This window comes from Lysinibacillus sp. FSL K6-0102, assembly GCF_038003545.1.
Taxonomy (GTDB): domain Bacteria; phylum Bacillota; class Bacilli; order Bacillales_A; family Planococcaceae; genus Lysinibacillus; species Lysinibacillus capsici.
Genome location: NZ_JBBOPH010000001.1, coordinates 433,393 through 449,105, shown reverse-complemented (window position 1 = coordinate 449,105; position 15,713 = coordinate 433,393). Strand labels below are relative to the sequence as shown.

Annotated in this window: 14 protein-coding genes; 5 read left to right on the top strand and 9 right to left on the bottom strand. The window is 37.7% G+C overall.

Going from position 1 to position 15,713, the window contains the following annotated elements:
* Positions 1–36: 36 nt before the first annotated feature.
* The gene (locus NYE73_RS02140; protein ID WP_259949303.1) at positions 37–306 is read right to left on the bottom strand and encodes a hypothetical protein; all 270 of its coding nucleotides are present in this window, start codon (positions 304–306) and stop codon (positions 37–39) included.
* Between the two features lie 41 nt (positions 307–347).
* Positions 348–560 (bottom strand): helix-turn-helix transcriptional regulator, encoded by a 213-nt coding sequence (locus NYE73_RS02135; protein ID WP_259949302.1) that lies wholly within the window; start codon positions 558–560, stop codon positions 348–350.
* Between the two features lie 141 nt (positions 561–701).
* Between NYE73_RS02135 and NYE73_RS02130 the strand changes: the two genes are divergently transcribed.
* The 3 genes from NYE73_RS02130 (at position 702) to NYE73_RS02120 (ending at position 4,053) form a co-directional block, all read left to right on the top strand.
* Positions 702–1,319 (top strand): helix-turn-helix domain-containing protein, encoded by a 618-nt coding sequence (locus NYE73_RS02130; RefSeq protein WP_311199326.1) that lies wholly within the window; start codon positions 702–704, stop codon positions 1,317–1,319.
* Between the two features lie 39 nt (positions 1,320–1,358).
* Positions 1,359–2,576, top strand: a complete 1,218-nt coding sequence (locus tag NYE73_RS02125; protein ID WP_259949300.1) for a site-specific integrase — start codon at positions 1,359–1,361, stop codon at positions 2,574–2,576.
* A gap of 94 nt (positions 2,577–2,670) precedes the next feature.
* A complete protein-coding gene (locus tag NYE73_RS02120) occupies positions 2,671–4,053 on the top strand; it encodes a dipeptidase (protein ID WP_048393316.1) in 1,383 nt (460 codons plus the stop codon).
* Positions 4,054–4,110: 57 nt separating this feature from the next.
* On the opposite strand, the gene NYE73_RS02115 is transcribed toward NYE73_RS02120, so the two are convergent.
* Together NYE73_RS02115 and NYE73_RS02110 are read right to left on the bottom strand one after the other, a co-directional pair.
* Positions 4,111–4,683, bottom strand: a complete 573-nt coding sequence (locus NYE73_RS02115) for a nitroreductase family protein (protein WP_048393315.1) — start codon at positions 4,681–4,683, stop codon at positions 4,111–4,113.
* A gap of 97 nt (positions 4,684–4,780) precedes the next feature.
* Complete coding sequence (locus NYE73_RS02110; protein WP_004229655.1) at positions 4,781–5,275, bottom strand: amidase domain-containing protein; 495 nt, start codon at positions 5,273–5,275, stop codon at positions 4,781–4,783.
* Between the two features lie 182 nt (positions 5,276–5,457).
* Here NYE73_RS02110 and NYE73_RS02105 point away from each other — a divergent pair, with 182 nt between their 5' ends.
* Positions 5,458–6,480, top strand: coding sequence for a DUF2804 domain-containing protein (locus NYE73_RS02105; protein ID WP_054549082.1), 1,023 nt, complete (start codon positions 5,458–5,460; stop codon positions 6,478–6,480).
* Positions 6,481–6,571: 91 nt separating this feature from the next.
* Here the strand turns inward: NYE73_RS02105 and NYE73_RS02100 are convergent, their stop codons facing one another.
* Entirely contained in the window at positions 6,572–7,288 is a 717-nt protein-coding gene (locus NYE73_RS02100; protein ID WP_115674303.1) for a glycerophosphodiester phosphodiesterase, read from the bottom strand.
* Between the two features lie 157 nt (positions 7,289–7,445).
* On the opposite strand from NYE73_RS02100, the gene helD reads away from it, so the two are divergent.
* On the top strand, positions 7,446–9,671 hold the full coding sequence (gene helD, locus NYE73_RS02095; RefSeq protein WP_259949296.1) for an RNA polymerase recycling motor HelD: 2,226 nt from the start codon (positions 7,446–7,448) through the stop codon (positions 9,669–9,671).
* A 266-nt stretch (positions 9,672–9,937) separates the two neighbouring features.
* Here the strand turns inward: helD and NYE73_RS02090 are convergent, their stop codons facing one another.
* The 4 genes from NYE73_RS02090 to NYE73_RS02075 all read right to left on the bottom strand — a co-directional run bounded on the left by NYE73_RS02090 (position 9,938) and on the right by NYE73_RS02075 (position 15,670).
* On the bottom strand, positions 9,938–10,807 hold the full coding sequence (locus NYE73_RS02090; RefSeq protein ID WP_233436290.1) for a GNAT family N-acetyltransferase: 870 nt from the start codon (positions 10,805–10,807) through the stop codon (positions 9,938–9,940).
* A gap of 346 nt (positions 10,808–11,153) precedes the next feature.
* The gene (locus NYE73_RS02085; protein WP_066038238.1) at positions 11,154–12,986 is read right to left on the bottom strand and encodes an ABC transporter ATP-binding protein; all 1,833 of its coding nucleotides are present in this window, start codon (positions 12,984–12,986) and stop codon (positions 11,154–11,156) included.
* Positions 12,986–14,707 (bottom strand): ABC transporter ATP-binding protein, encoded by a 1,722-nt coding sequence (locus tag NYE73_RS02080; protein ID WP_048393307.1) that lies wholly within the window; start codon positions 14,705–14,707, stop codon positions 12,986–12,988. Before NYE73_RS02080 ends, NYE73_RS02085 begins: the two co-directional genes overlap by 1 nt.
* Before the next feature lie 66 nt (positions 14,708–14,773).
* On the bottom strand, positions 14,774–15,670 hold the full coding sequence (locus NYE73_RS02075; RefSeq protein ID WP_259949294.1) for a DMT family transporter: 897 nt from the start codon (positions 15,668–15,670) through the stop codon (positions 14,774–14,776).
* Positions 15,671–15,713: the final 43 nt, after the last annotated feature.

Below are 15,713 nucleotides of genomic sequence, written 5' to 3'. Positions count from 1 at the left end.
CTACTTTCAGTACACACGCCGCCAAACTGTGTAATTTCACCACTCACTTGTAATTTCATTTATAATTTCAAAAGCTTGTCGATATGGCCACCATCGCTTGCGATTCTTTTTGACTTCAATTGCTCTCATACGCACATCACAAATAATTACATCCTCTAACCATCGACGTGACATACACGTTAAATCAGCCATTTTGTCTATATCAACTAGCCAAAGAACCTCTCTTACCTCTTCATTCAATTTTCGCTCGATATATTGTCGAATAGCCACTTTATCAAGATTTACCTCAATATGTGCTGGTAACATTTTTTCACCTTCTTATAATCTCTTTATTATTTAACTTACGTCTAATCACCGATTATCTTAAAGATCGAATCAAAGTCAGCTTGCATTGCGCTACAGATTTTTATTGCAGTCTCTGGCCTTGGTGACTGTTTACCATTAGAAATTCTGATTAATGCTGCTTCCGATATGCCACTCGATTTAGCGAAATTACGTTTAGAGAATCCAAGTTTAATTATTTTTTCATTAAACTCACTTTTAGATTTCAAAACAATCAATACATCTCCTCCTTTGTATAACCAACAAATAAAACGAAATAACCAGTATGTTGGTTAAAATAACTTATACACTGATAATAATGTCGTTTTGATTCATTGTCAATCCATTTTGATTAGTATATTGGTTATTTTGATTACAATATGATATTATTACGTCAAATAAAAAAGAGAGATAAGGTGAATTTTATGGGGTTCGTGCATTGTAATTTGAGAGTGCTAATGGCAGAAAGGGGGCTTAACATTCAAAATGTAAAAGATAAAACTACTTTATCTAGAACTACTATATCAAACCTTTACAATAACAATGGTTCAGGAGTTCAGTATGATACATTAGTTCAATTGTGTACTTTATTAAAATGCACTCCTGGGGATATATTAACTTTCGTTGATATTTCTTTGCATTTTGAAGATATAACGACAAACTCTGATGTTAATACAATGATTAGTGGGCATGTTTTAGATTCAAGCGATAATTCTGGCTACGATTTTCTTTCTAAAATTACAACTGCATTGATTATTGAATGCAAGCTATTTTATGAGGGTAATGAATTGCATTTTAAATTTAAGGTAGACATTACGGCTGACCTAGATGAAGAAAAACATATTGATTTCGATAAAATAACATCGAAGGAATTTACGTCATCTTTGGAAAGTTTAAATGCACCTTTATACGTTAAGGATTACATTAATGAAAAATTAGATTTATTTTTATTTGAATGGATCAGTGATTATGTAAATTCCTATGAGTTTGAAAAGTAATTATTTCACTCACCTATTCCTGTACACACGCCGCCAAGCATGAAAGGATTGGACAAGGTGAAGTTATATAAATCAACAAAAGAACCTGAAATATATCACTATTTCAATGCAAATAAAGAAAAATTGTGGATGTTTCGACATAAGTATTATGATGCAACCGGAAAACGAAAAGAGAAGAAGAAAAGTGGCTTTAAAACGGAAAAAGCAGCATTAAAAGCCCTTCTGGAAGTTAAGGCTTCAACGCTGCGTGGTGAAAAAAAGTTTGTAGAGAACGACCAACTGACCGTCAGTGAATGGCTCGATACATGGTATGAAATGAATCATAAAAAGTGGAAAATTGGTACACGAGTACAGCGTGAAATCATTGTACGTGTACATTTAAAGCCCCTACTCGGCCATTACAAGCTTCAAAAATTAGACAAACAAACATATCAAAGAATATTTATCAATGTTCTTGTTGGCGATTACAAGCCTAGTACAATACGTGCTTGGCATACCATCTTTAAAATTGCAATTAATTCAGCGGTTGAAGAAGAAATCCTCATCCGGAATCGCTTCACAAAAGTAACAATTCCAACAGAAGCAAAAAAGAAAAAGGAAGCTGCCAACTTCCTTACTCCTACTGAATTAGTCACTTTTTTAGATGATGCAAAACAGAATGAAAATGTTACCCACTATACTTTTTTCCTTACGATCGCTTATACAGGCATCCGCCGTGGTGAAGCATTAGGATTACAATGGAAGAATATAGACTTTCAAAAAAACACCATTACAATTGAGCGTACCAGGGATGTTATTGGTGTCCACACACCAAAAACAATGAATAGCTATAGAACCATTCTAGTGGATGAAATGGTTATGAAGCAACTAGAGACATATTTAAAATGGTGTAAAAAAGCATTATTTAAAAACGGCCGGAAACTGCAAGACGATTTATCAAAAGATGATACGTTTGTGTTTATATTTGAACATGCTGCAGATCCGATTGCTCCAACAAGTCCTATCTATGCTTTCAATAAAATTTTAGATCGGACTGGACTGCCAAAAACAACAATACATGGTTTACGGCATACACATTGCACCATCTTGTTAAATCGTGGACTCAATGTGAAGGTTATTGCTGAGAGGTTAGGCAATACACCTAAGATGATTATGGATGTATACGGTCATGTTCTAAAGGAATTAGAAGCAGAATCTGTTTCGTTATTCAGCCAAACTTTACAGGCTAGTGGGGCTAAAATTGGGGCTAATCATTAGCAAAGACTACAGGAACCATTGCTATAACAAGATTCCCCAACCACATTGTGCTATACTATTTCTATTATCGAAATATTAGAAAGAGGGATGCTTAATGACTAATTTACAGCAAATTGATGCTTATTTTGCAAAACACCGTGAGGCACATTTAAATGAATTGAATGAATTTTTACGAATTCCAAGTATCAGTTCTTTATCCGAGCATAAAGAGGATATTCAACATGCAGCTGAGTGGCTAGCCAGTGCGTTTGAAAAACTAAATCTTGAAAATATCTCCATTACACAAACAGCTGGGCACCCTGTTGTTTATGCAGACTGGCTACATGCAGAGGGTAAACCAACTATTTTATTTTATGGTCATTATGATGTTCAACCTGTTGATCCATTAAATTTATGGGACAGTGAGCCTTTTAATCCTACAATTCGAGACAATAAATTATTTGCTCGTGGTGCGAGTGATGATAAAGGACAAGTCTTTATGCACTTAAAAATGATTGAGGCATTGTTTGCTACAACAGGGACATTACCTGTCAATGTTAAGTTCATTTATGAAGGTGAAGAAGAAATTGGTAGTCCACATCTACCTGCCTATGTTGAACAATATAAAGAAAAACTAGCGGCAGATTTAATTTTAATTTCCGATACAGGTCTTTATGGTCCTGGGAAGCCTGCGGTATGCTATGGTTTACGGGGCTTAACGGGCATTCAAATTGATGTGCGTGGAGCTAAGGGAGATTTACACTCCGGTCTTTATGGTGGTGGCGTACAAAATGCTATTCACGCATTAGCTGAAATTTTAGCATCCTTCCGTGATGAGCATGGTACGATTCAAGTTGAAGGTTTCTACGACAAAGTGTTGCCATTAACAGAAGAGGAACGTGAGGCTTATCTTGCGCTTGGCTTCGATGAAGAGTCTGTTAAACAGGAAGTTGGCGTAAAAGAATTATTCGGTGAACAAGGGTATTCTTATTTAGAACGTACTTGGGCCCGCCCAACCCTAGAGGTTAACGGTGTATTTGGTGGTTTCTCAGGTGAAGGCATCAAAACAGTGCTGCCCGCTGAAGCTGGCGCTAAAATCACATGTCGTCTTGTACCAAATCAAGAGCCCGATGAAATTGTAGCACTTTTAAAAGCACATGTTGAAAAGCACAAACCTGCTGGTGTGGAAATCAACATTTCTGAATTCGATAAAGGCCGTCCATTCCTAACGCCTTTCGATCATCCATTTATCCAGGCTGCTGGACGCTCCTATGAAAAAGTGTATAATGTACCAACAGCATACACACGTGGCGGTGGATCCATCCCTATCGTCGCTGCGTTTGATGAAATTTTAGATTTACCTGTAGTGCTAATGGGCTTCGGTCTATCAAGTGAAAACTTCCATGCACCAAATGAACACTTCCATTTAGAAAACTTTGATAAAGGCTTACGTGTTCTTAGTGATTATTTATATGAGGTTTCAGGATTACAAAAGTAAATATCGATTAATTAAAAAATCCCCTCACTGTCAAAGTGAAGGGATTTTTTTATTTGATTACTCACCAAAAATCGTAACGATATCAGCTGCTTGTTTGCGCTCTTTACCTTTTGGCACTTCATCAAAATAACCAACTTGTAGCATAGCAATGACACGCTCACCTGGCTGTACCTTTAAAGCTTCACGGAATTTTGGATTATCTAGGAAGCCTGGTGTTTTCCAGCAAGAGCCTATGCCTCTATCCCATGCCAGTAACTGCATGTTTTGAATAAATGTACTTGCTGCTGCATAATCTTCTAAACGTTCTTTTTGACGCGCATCCTCTGGAACGATAACAAAGGCATAGCCACCTGGTAATGTAAATTTCAACATCTGCTTCGCTAAATCTTCGCTTGAAAGCTCCTGCCATTTAGGAATTGTTAAGTCACGTAATAGCTGGTGAAGATTTGTTAATTCCTTTCCACAGGCAACAACTAATCGCCATGGCTCACGATTACCATGATTGGGAGCCCATACTGCATCGTCAATAATAGCCATTAAATCCTCACGCTCTACAGGCTGGCCATTAAACTTTTTAATGGAACGACGTTGAATAATTGCATCTCTAACAGATAAAATTTGTTCGCTCATATATCAATTCTCCTTCTACCATAAGACAACATATTAGAGTTTATCTCTTCTATCTTTCACATTATCATATATTTGTATGCTTTAAAACTACCTGTTCCTAAGCAAAGCTGTCATCTATATGATAGAAAAAGTAGGTCATGCTTGGCGTATAGGCGGTGGAATCCTCATAAAAATAAGGTCGATTAATACTATCTGAGGTGTGGGCATTCACATAAGGAATACCATTTTGAATACTTGTAACAATAACGGAGTGGTCAATTCTACCATTCCCTTGAAAATCATAAAAAATGACATCTCCAAGCTCTAGTTCCTCTGCATATTGAACACGTCTACCCTTCAATCCTGTTGTAGATCCTTCTAAATACCATCGTAATGAATGGGCAACAGACCAGCTAAAGCTCCAATTCCCTTGCTGAATCCACCAGCCTTTCTCTCTACTTGGTGCACCTCGCATCGGTGCCCCTCCTGCAAGTAAACACTGAGATATATAGTTCGTGCAATCTACATCAAAATTTGGAAAAGCAGGATTGCGTCTGTTCCACCACAAATTAGCATATTGAACTGCAGCCTGCCTATTATACATTTTTGCCATACATAACCTCCTCATGCCATCATATGTCTATTTAAGCATTTCTATTAGTTAGGTCCTTCCTCATAATTCTTATTGAAATCCATTATATTCAGCATGTTCCTTTCCAATTTCAAGAACATTTTTGCTACAATAAGGATTAAAGATATGTCAATTTTATTTTATGACCAGAAGGGATGTTGAATGTGAGGCAGCATGCTGAAAAAGAGATTTTACAGCCAACTCTTTTATGCGATAAAAAAGGTAATTTAAATCCAGCAGCCATCGGATTTGCACGCAAACCACTTATTAATAGCAATTTAAGCGGCCATCTCATGCGCAAAAAGAAATGGAACTATTGGTGTGTCTACGGTGATGAAATCTTGTTTTCAGCTACGATTAGTCATCTAGATTACGCAGCAGTCTGCTTCGTTTATTTCCTTGAATATGAAACACAGCGCTATTTTGAAAAAACGATCACAATCCCCTTTGGTGGTAAACTAAAAATGCCTACACAGGTTTTAGAATCTGTTTCATTTAAAAATAGTGAAATGATGATTGATTTATTATATATACAAAATGAAACACATCTATCTGTTTCCATACCAAACTTTGACGGAGATGTTTTACGAGCAAAGCTTATCATTCAGCACCCACCAGCGGACGAAACCTTAAATGTAGTCATTCCTTGGAATCGCAAAACATTTCAGTTCACAGGCAAGCATCACATATTGCCAACATCAGGTGTTGTCACAATTGGTACTCGGCGTTTTAATTTCTCAGCTGAGGAGAATTTTGCTGTGTTGGATTATGGACGAGGTGTATGGCCACGTGAAGCATTATGGAATTGGGGAATGGCCTCTCAACGAGTACGTGGACGACGCATCGGACTTAATTTAGGAGGTAAATGGACAGATGGCACAGGCATGACTGAAAATGCTGTTTTTGTTGATGGTAAAATGACAAAAATACATGAGGATTTATTATTTCAATATGATTCTGAAGATTACATGCAGCGTTGGAAAGTGAAAACAAAATTTTCTAATCAGGTCTCCTTAACCTTTTCACCCTTTTTTGAGCGTATAGCCCAAACGAATGCCAAACTAGTTAAATCAGAGGTACATCAACTATTTGGCTATTACGACGGTTCTATTTTACTCGACAATGGTGAAACACTGGTTATTCAACAAATGCTCGGATGTATTGAGGAACATCGTGCAAAATGGTAAAAAACCTCTAGAAGACGTTGCTTTCCGTGGGTATTTTGAAAATGTAAATGATTCCACGGAAGCTTTTGTCTCCTAACTGTCCACTTTTGCTCTAACTAAGGGCTCTTAATATTTTTTCTGGATCATCTGTAAATATCGCCTGTACACCGAGCTGTTGTAAACTTCGAGCATCGCGTTGTTCATTGACGGTATACACACGTACAGTTGCACCTTCAGCGAGAGCTAGTTTAACTGATTTACGGAAGGAAGTTGGCAAACTTACATGTAACGCCTTAGCTGGTATAAGAGCAATGTAAGTTGGGAAATCCACCAGCACCTCTGCAAACAATGCTGCACTTTCTATATAAGGCGCTATTTTTGATATTGTTTGCAATGATTCATGATTGAAAGATGAAATGATCACCCGCTCTGTCATTTGCTGTGCTGCTACTTCTTTGAGCACGAGCGCTTCGATTCCTTCATATGCAATAATGTCTGTTTTCAGTTCAATATTGATACGGTGATTGGTACCTGCAAATAACTCCAACACTTCCCCTAAGGTAGGAATTACTTCATCTCCGAACTCCCGTGAAAACCACGAGCCAAAATCAAATGTACGTAATTGTTGTAATGTAAAATCTTTTACATAGCCTGAGCCATTGGAGGTACGATCAATGGTCTCATCATGAATCACCACTACCTCTTTATCTGCGGTTAAATGAACGTCTAGCTCTATCCCTGCTATAGGAAGCTTTGATGCTGCTTGAAAGGCAGCCATCGTATTTTCTGGATAGTTTATCGAAACACCTCTATGTGCAAATATGTCCAAATTCAATAACCTCCTCTATTATTATTCAAAGAAAAACCTTCCAGCCCCATGTAATAGTAGCATAATTAACATTTTAGCTTTCACTTGCTGGTAAATATTATATATAGTAGTATGATAATCTACTTTGAAATTGTAAGTACCTAGGAGGTGCTAAAAAATGACTGTACAACATCCAGATTTTCAGGCTGAAGTAGAGCGGTTAGCGTATACCCAAGGCTATATGCAACAAATATTAGACGAATCACAACGAGATTTAAAATCTGCTCAAGAAAATATCCGCAAATCTATGGCCGATCTTGATTACTTAGATTCGAGTTTAAGTTATTTAAATATCTTAACAAATGCCAGATTTTTTGAAATGGCACGTAATCAAAAAGAAGGTCTAGAGGCCGTTCGCAAGAAGCCCTATTTCGCTAGAATCCATTTCCAAAAAACCGGTGACCCAGAAGAATTCCTTTATATTGGGAAAACATCACTATTTCATCGTGAAACCCATGAGCCCATTATTGTTGACTGGCGCTCACCCGTAGCTAATGTTTATTATGATGGACGTCTTGGTGACATGGAGTACGATGTCCGTGGTGAAGTTCATAAAGGAAATCTCTTTGCTAAAAGGCAATACAAGATCGAAAATGGCGAATTACTCGATATACGAGATATTGATCTAACAACAAATGATGAACTACTACAAGAAGCATTAGCTGGAAAAGCTGATGTCCGTCTAACTGAAATTGTTTCAACCATTCAAAAGGAACAAAATGAAATTATTCGAGCACATCTTCGTCAACCAATTATTGTGCAAGGTGCTGCTGGTAGTGGAAAAACAACCATTGCTCTACACAGAATATCCTATTTCCTTTATACAATGGGTGAACATTTTAATCCTGAGCAGCTCATGATTTTAGCACCGAATAAGTTATTTATTGATTATATAGGCGATGTTTTACCAGAGCTTGGCGTCGATAAAATATGCCAAACTACTTTTACAGACTACGTTCTTTCTGCCACTAAATTAAAGCTTAAGCTTCAAAATCCAAATGAACAATTAGAATTGCTCGTTGCTGGAGGCAGTCATCCTACTGCCTGGATTGCTGAAATGAAAGGTTCACTTTACTATCGTGATGTCATCGAACGCTACGTACAAAAGCTGGAACAAAAGATCGCAGAGCAATTCGAAGATGTCTATATTGAAAAATACTGTATCATGCGTGCTTCCCACCTGAAGAAGCTGTTTTTATATGAATTCTCATATATGCCTATCGAAAAGCGACTTGAACATATTAAAAAGGTCTTAGCAAGCCATGTACGTCAAAAAAAACAGGCTGTTTTAGCTACACTCCATAAAAAGTATGATGAAGCATTGGGTAAAGCCTTAAATGGAATTCGAGATGATGAAAAACGGCGACGTGTTGTCACAAAATTCATTGATGAGCGTGATGAACGAATTCCTGCCATTGAAAAAGAAACGAAGACAACGGCATCAGCTTATATGCGTCGCTTTCCTAAACATAATATTAAAACACTCTATCGTACCCTTCTCACCGATGCAGAATTATTAGCAGAACTCGCCCCTGAATGGCATTACCTTGAACAGCAACAATTTTTGCAGGCACATCGTAAAGAACAATGGGCACTCGAAGATTTAGCTGCACTATACTATTTACAAGCACGTTTAAAAGGCATTGCAGATGAATGGAAGATGCGTGTTGTCTTTATCGATGAGGTCCAAGATTACAGTTTATTTCAGCTTGCTGCTTTAAAAGCAGGTCTTGATACAGATATGTTTACTATGGTCGGTGATTTAGCACAAGGTATCCATAGCTATCGCTCATTAACAGCCTGGGAACCTGTCCAAAGCTTATTTCCTCGTGCAAGCTTCCGCACTTTGCAAAAAAGCTATCGAACAACAATTGAAATTATGGAAGTCGCGAATCAAATTCTAGCGCAAATGAATGAACAGCTACCTTTAGTAGAACCCGTTGTGCGTCACGGTAAAGTACCAAGTTTTATTCAAGCAGAGCAATTCGATGCCTTCAAAGTTAAAGAGATTTTTGAAGCTATTCGTCAAAATGGCCATCGATCCATCGCTTTAATTTGCAAAACTACTGCAGAAGCCATTACTATGCAACAGGCATTAAAAGACAATGATATTGCTTCACAACTACTAACGGAAAATGAATCTATTAATCAAGAAATGTTACTTGTTGTGCCAAGTCACTTAGCTAAGGGACTTGAATTTGATGCTGTCATTGTAGCTGCCTACGATACACCATTTTACGATACACCCATTGACCGAAAGCTACTTTATGTAGCTCTTACACGAGCCATGCACGAGCTATACTTAATCGGTCCATCCAAAAAGACATTTTTATTAGAAAATTAAAAAGTCGCTAAAAGGCGACTTTTTTCTTTGCATCATTAATTTCTTGGGGGTAATTTATAAAACTTCCCTTTGGATAAATAAGCTTTCACAACTTTCCACCATGAATTAGGGGCTTCCTTCGGAGGAGACTTCTTCTTTGGCAATGCTGGCATGCGCATGATCACGACTCCTTTCTTAAAGCTTATTAATATTATATGAAGATAGTACGTGATTATGATAAAAAAGGGCGATGAGTTGATATTAAATACCTCTCATCGCCCTTTTTTCTATTGTTTTACATAATAATCAATTTGCTGTGCTTTCATAAAGCCTGCTTTTTCATAGACAGAAAGTGCTTTTTTATTGTCTACTTCTACATCTAGCATGACAAACGCTGCACCAACCTTACTCGCATAATCCTTTGAAAAGGAAAGAAGGGCTGTCCCAATACCTTGTCCTTCACAATTTGGATGTACAGCAAGTGCTGTTACCCACTGGATTTCATTTTCCTTAGCTGTAGTCACTGTGCCAACAACTGCACCATCTCTGTAAGCAACCCAAAGCTCTCTTCCATTTGTTGATGTATTAAAAGCAATAAGCTCTTCTGATTCTTCGGGTAGATCTCCAAAAGCCTCACAATAAATAGTAATCAGTTCAGCTTGCTCTCCGTTATAGGCTTGAATATTTATATCACTTCGTAATGTAACAGGCTCTGCTTTTGTTTCTAGGGTCGTTTCTGAAAAACTATAGGTAAACCCTTTGTTTTCAATAAATGTGTGCCCATAAGGGGAACCATCAATTACTACAGCTAATTGCCCCTCTGCCCCTCTTTCTTTTAGCCCTACTTGTATACCCTCAACTAACGCAGTTCCAATACCCTTTTGTCGATATGCAGGTGTCACCACTAATGACCACTCATATGTATGAAGTCCCATTAAGTCGATAGCACTAGCAGCACCAACTAGTAAATCCTTATCATCCTCATACGCTAGTACCATGAAGCCTTTATTCTCGAAAGAGCTAGCCATTGGTACATTCATAATGGTTTCATAGACTCGATAATCTTGAACTGTTGCTTCTTCACATAATAACTTTACTTCTTTCAATGTTTCTCCATCTAATGGAAAAGACACTGTCATCACTGAAATATTCATCATTTACTCCGTTCCTGTAACAGACTATTGCCCTATTGTAGCAAGAATGAAAATAAGCTGGCAACAAAATATATTAATACCCGCTATTAATCAGAATTTTACTTCAAATATTAGAAAAATAAAAGGATTTATACTATAAAAATTCAGTAAAATGACTGAAATTTACTAGAAATAATATACTAATTTTTCTAAAATAGAGATATTTATTCTTTCACAACCCATTACTTTTAAACTATCTACTGTTTCATATTTTAATAATGTTATATAATAATTATACCATTTATTCAAATTAATAACATTTTAATTCAATAAAAAAGAGCAACTTCAAATGAAATTGCTCTTTTTCCATCTATTCCTCAAGATGGTGTGAGGATGAATGCAGCATTTGTGCATAAAGACCACCTGATTCGATTAGCTTTTGCTGAGGTCCAGCCTCCACTAATTCCCCTTTTTGCATCACTAAGACCATATCGGCATTATGGACAGTATTTAAACGATGCGCGATCACAAAGCTCGTGCGCCCTTGCATTAACGTATCGAGTGCCTCTTGTATCGCCAGTTCTGTCACAGTATCGATACTGCTTGTCGCTTCATCCAATAGTAAAATTTTCGGATCAGCAATAAGTGCCCTTGCTATAGAAAGTAATTGCTTTTGGCCTTGGGAAATCTCGCGTCCATCCGCTGCAAGAATAGTATCATACCCATCCTTTAGTTTCATAATGAATTCATGTGCATTAGCTTGCTTGGCCGCTTCCTCAATCTCTGCATCACTCGCATCCAGTCTACCATATCGGATATTCTCGCGAACAGAAGCCTCAAACAAAAATGGATCCTGTAAGACAAAGGCCATTTGTGAACGAAGGGATTGTCGATCAATTTGCTGTACATTTATACCATCAAATAATACCTCTCCCTTTGAGACGTCATAAAATCTTGCAATAAGTTGAAGGATTGTCGTTTTACCAGCCCCAGTTGCACCAACAAGGGCTACCGTTTGACCAGGTTCCACTTTAAAGTCTACATTTTTTAGTGTGTACCCCTCTTCTTCTAGTTCATATTTGAAGTACACCTGCTTAAACGTTACATGTCCCAATAGCTGATGCTTTTGTGCTGACACATTTTCTGCCTCTGGTTGTTCATCAAGCAAGGAAAATACACGTTCTGCACCAGCAATGGCTGACAGTACTGTATTAAACTGGTTTGCTAAATCATTTAAAGGACGTGTAAATTGTCGTGCATATTCAGTGAATATAACAATTACCCCTATCGATACATGTCCATATAACGCAAGAACTCCTCCTACACCTGCTACAATGGTAAAGCTCATATTATTTAAGAAGTTCATAACTTTAGGAATATAACCTGAGTATGTCTGTGCCCAAAAACCAGTTCTTTTTAAGCGCAAACTTTTTTCACGAAATTCTGCTTTCATTCGCTCCTCTTGTGAAAATGCCTTCACAATCCGCTGTCCTGAAATTGTTTCTTCGATCATCCCGTTTAAGGCGCCAATAGCTACCTGCTGTTCTTTAAACAGTGGTGCTGTACGACGTGTAATCCATCGCATCGCCCAAAACATCAGTGGAATAATGATCATCGTCAGAACTGTCAGCAATGGGCTTAAACTGAGCATAATAATGACGGTTCCACCAAGCGTAAGAACACTTGAAAATACCTGAATAAAGGAACTGTTCAATGTTGAGCTGACAGCTTCAATATCATTCGTCATTCTACTCATCAATTCTCCATGCTGACGACGATCAAAGAATGCCACTGGCAGTCTTTGAAAATGAGTGAATACACTTGTCCTTAATCTATAGATCGTTTGCTGGGCGATGCCAATCATCCAATAGTTTTGTAGGAAAAGTGAAACGGCTAATAACACATAAATACCAATTAATAAGCCAATCCCTTTATCTAAGCCTGAAAGCTCGCCATGCATAACATAGTGATCAATCATTTGACCGATTACATAAGGACCAACTAAAGCTAATATGGAGCTAATCATCACTAATAAGAGCACCACAATAAGCAGTGCACGTTGTTCGTCGACAATTTTCCATAACCGCAGCAATGTACTTCTCCAATCAGCTGCACGTGGCCCCTTCTTTTTCTTCACACCCTGTTTCAGATCATCTTTTGTCAAAAGCGGTTCATAGCCAAAAGGTTTCTGGAAAAATCCCATTAATCCTCCACCTCCTGTTGAGAGATAGCTATTTTTTTATAAAGCGAGGAAGTCTCTAAAAGCTCTTCATGTGTGCCATAAGCAACTACTTTTCCAGCATCAATCAGTAAAATGCGATCTGCACCTTTAGCTGTACGTATTTTTTGTGTAACAACAAGCATCGTTGCTTTTTCTTCACTCAGTGCCGCCCACAAAGACTGTTCAGTTTTCACATCTAAAGCACTAGTACTATCATCAAGCATTAAAATATGTCCCTTTCTTAAAAGAGCTCTAGCTATAGATAACCTCTGTTTTTGCCCCCCAGATAAATTGACACCCTTTTGCCCAACCTTGGTATCATAACCATTTGGAAAATCTTCAACAGATGCATGAATTTGCGCCTGCATTGTAGCCTGTAATACAGCATCCATTTCAGCCTGTGTATCTCCCCAACGCACATTATCTGCAATACTTCCTGTAAATAACAATGACTGCTGGGGGACATAGCCAATCACTTCCCGCAACTCTTGTAAATCCCAATGTTGCACATCCTGACCTTCCACAAGTATTCTGCCTTGCGTTACTTCATAGAACCGAGGAATGAGCTGTAATAATGTTGATTTTCCTGCACCAGTTGCCCCCATGATCGCTAGTTTCTCGCCAGACTTAACTTGAAAGCTCACATCTGACAGAACAGGAACATCTCCTCCTGGATAAGTAAAACTAACATGGTCAAAGGTTAATTCTCCATATTGTGTGGCATGACCTACTTCTTCTAAAAGAGATGTATCTTCAACCTCATTTTCAACGGAAAGGATTTCTGCCATACGTTCTGCAGATGCCTTTGCACGTGCGTAGAAGATAATAATAAAAGCGAACATTGAAAATGAGCCTGTCATACGCATTGCATAATTCACAATAGCCACAATATCACCAAGTGGCGTTGTTCCTGTAGCAATTTGTTTTGTACCAAACCATAAAACTGCGAGCAGGCTCATATTCATAATGAACAAAAGAACCGGCATAATATATTCCATTATGCGTAAGGCCTTCACAGTATCAACCTTTAACCGTGATGCAACTTCATCAAAGCGTGTAGCCTCATATGCCCCTCTTAAGTAAGCCTTTACTAATCGTATCGCCTGTAAATTCTCCTGTAAAACTCTGTTTAAACGATCGACCCTCTTTTGTACACGCCCAAAATAAGTCACACCTTTTGCCACCATAAAAAGAAGAAAAATAAAAATGATCGGTGCACCAATAACTAAAAATAAAGCTAATTTCGGATTTACGACAAAAGCCATAATAATGCTTCCTATCACAGCAAGTGGCGCTCGAAGCATAATACGTAAGCTCATAAACAGCACCGTTTGTACCTGTGTAACATCATTTGTTAATCGAGTAATAAGCGATGCAGTGGAGAATTTTTGATAGGTTGCTAGCGTAAAGGATTGAATCCTATCAAACAGGGCATTTCGAAGATCATATGAAAAGCTTTGAGCTGTATGTGAAGAAAAATAAGAATTGATAACGCCCGCCAGAAAGGCAACAAAAGATAGTCCAAGTAAAACAGCCCCCCATTGCAAAACCATTCCTTGATTTTGTGCCCTTACTCCCTCGTCGATTATTTTTGCCATAATGAGTGGCTGCACAAGCTCTACAAATAACTCTAAAAGCATTAAACATAAAGCAAAAATAGCTGTCCATTTATATGGCTTTACATAGGAAAAAACTTCTTTCATATTCTTTCCCCCTTGTTGGTAGATAAAATTTAATGATAGTTAAAAACTACTAACACTATAGTATATTTATGCTTTTTCTCCTGCTATAGAAAGCCAGGTTACACAAACAAGCATAACGAATACTCCTATTAATTGCCAAAAACCTAAAGAAGTACCGAAAATAATAACAGAGATCACCATTGCTGTTAATGGTTCAATACTAGAAAGAATGCTCGTTTCAACTGCCGTAATGTATTTCATACTACTTAAAAACAATATAAAAGCTACTGTTCCAAAAAATATTAAAGCAACTAATAACATTAAAATTTTAAAATCTACTAGAACAACCCATTGAGTGGACTGCTGCCAAACACGGCTTACTAAGCCCAAAGTGAAGCCACCCACCAGCATCCCCCAGCCCACTACTAAAAGCACACTCCATTCCTTCATTAAGCGTGCAGGATACAAGGTGTAAAATGCAAATGTTAAGCCTACTCCTATTCCCCATATCAAGGCTTTTGGACTAATAAGTAAACTTTCAAATGATGCATTCGTTAGTAACAGAAATAACCCTATAAGGGTACCAATAATACCTAACACTTGATATTTTGGTGGCCATTTCTTTAAACTAAGAGAGACATACGCGACAACAAATATTGGCGCTAAAAACTGTAGTAAGGTAGCAAGCACAGCATTACTTTCATTAATTGCAGCAACAAATGTAAATTGGACACCAAGCATACCTGCAATACCAAAAACTATGAGTTGCCTCCCCCATAGCTTGTGCTGCCAAATTCCAAAAATATTTTTTCCTGTTAACAATAAATATGTAAGTAGTAATATACCTGCAACCGATAAACGGATTGTTAACATAAAGGATACAGTCAAAGGTGTATGATTAAGCAACCACTCCATTAAAGGGCCAGTTGCTCCCCATAACATAGCACCCGAGACGATAAATATTATTCCTTTTAAACGTTTCATACCAATCCTGCTTCCTATATACGTACTAAAAATTGTTACTTTT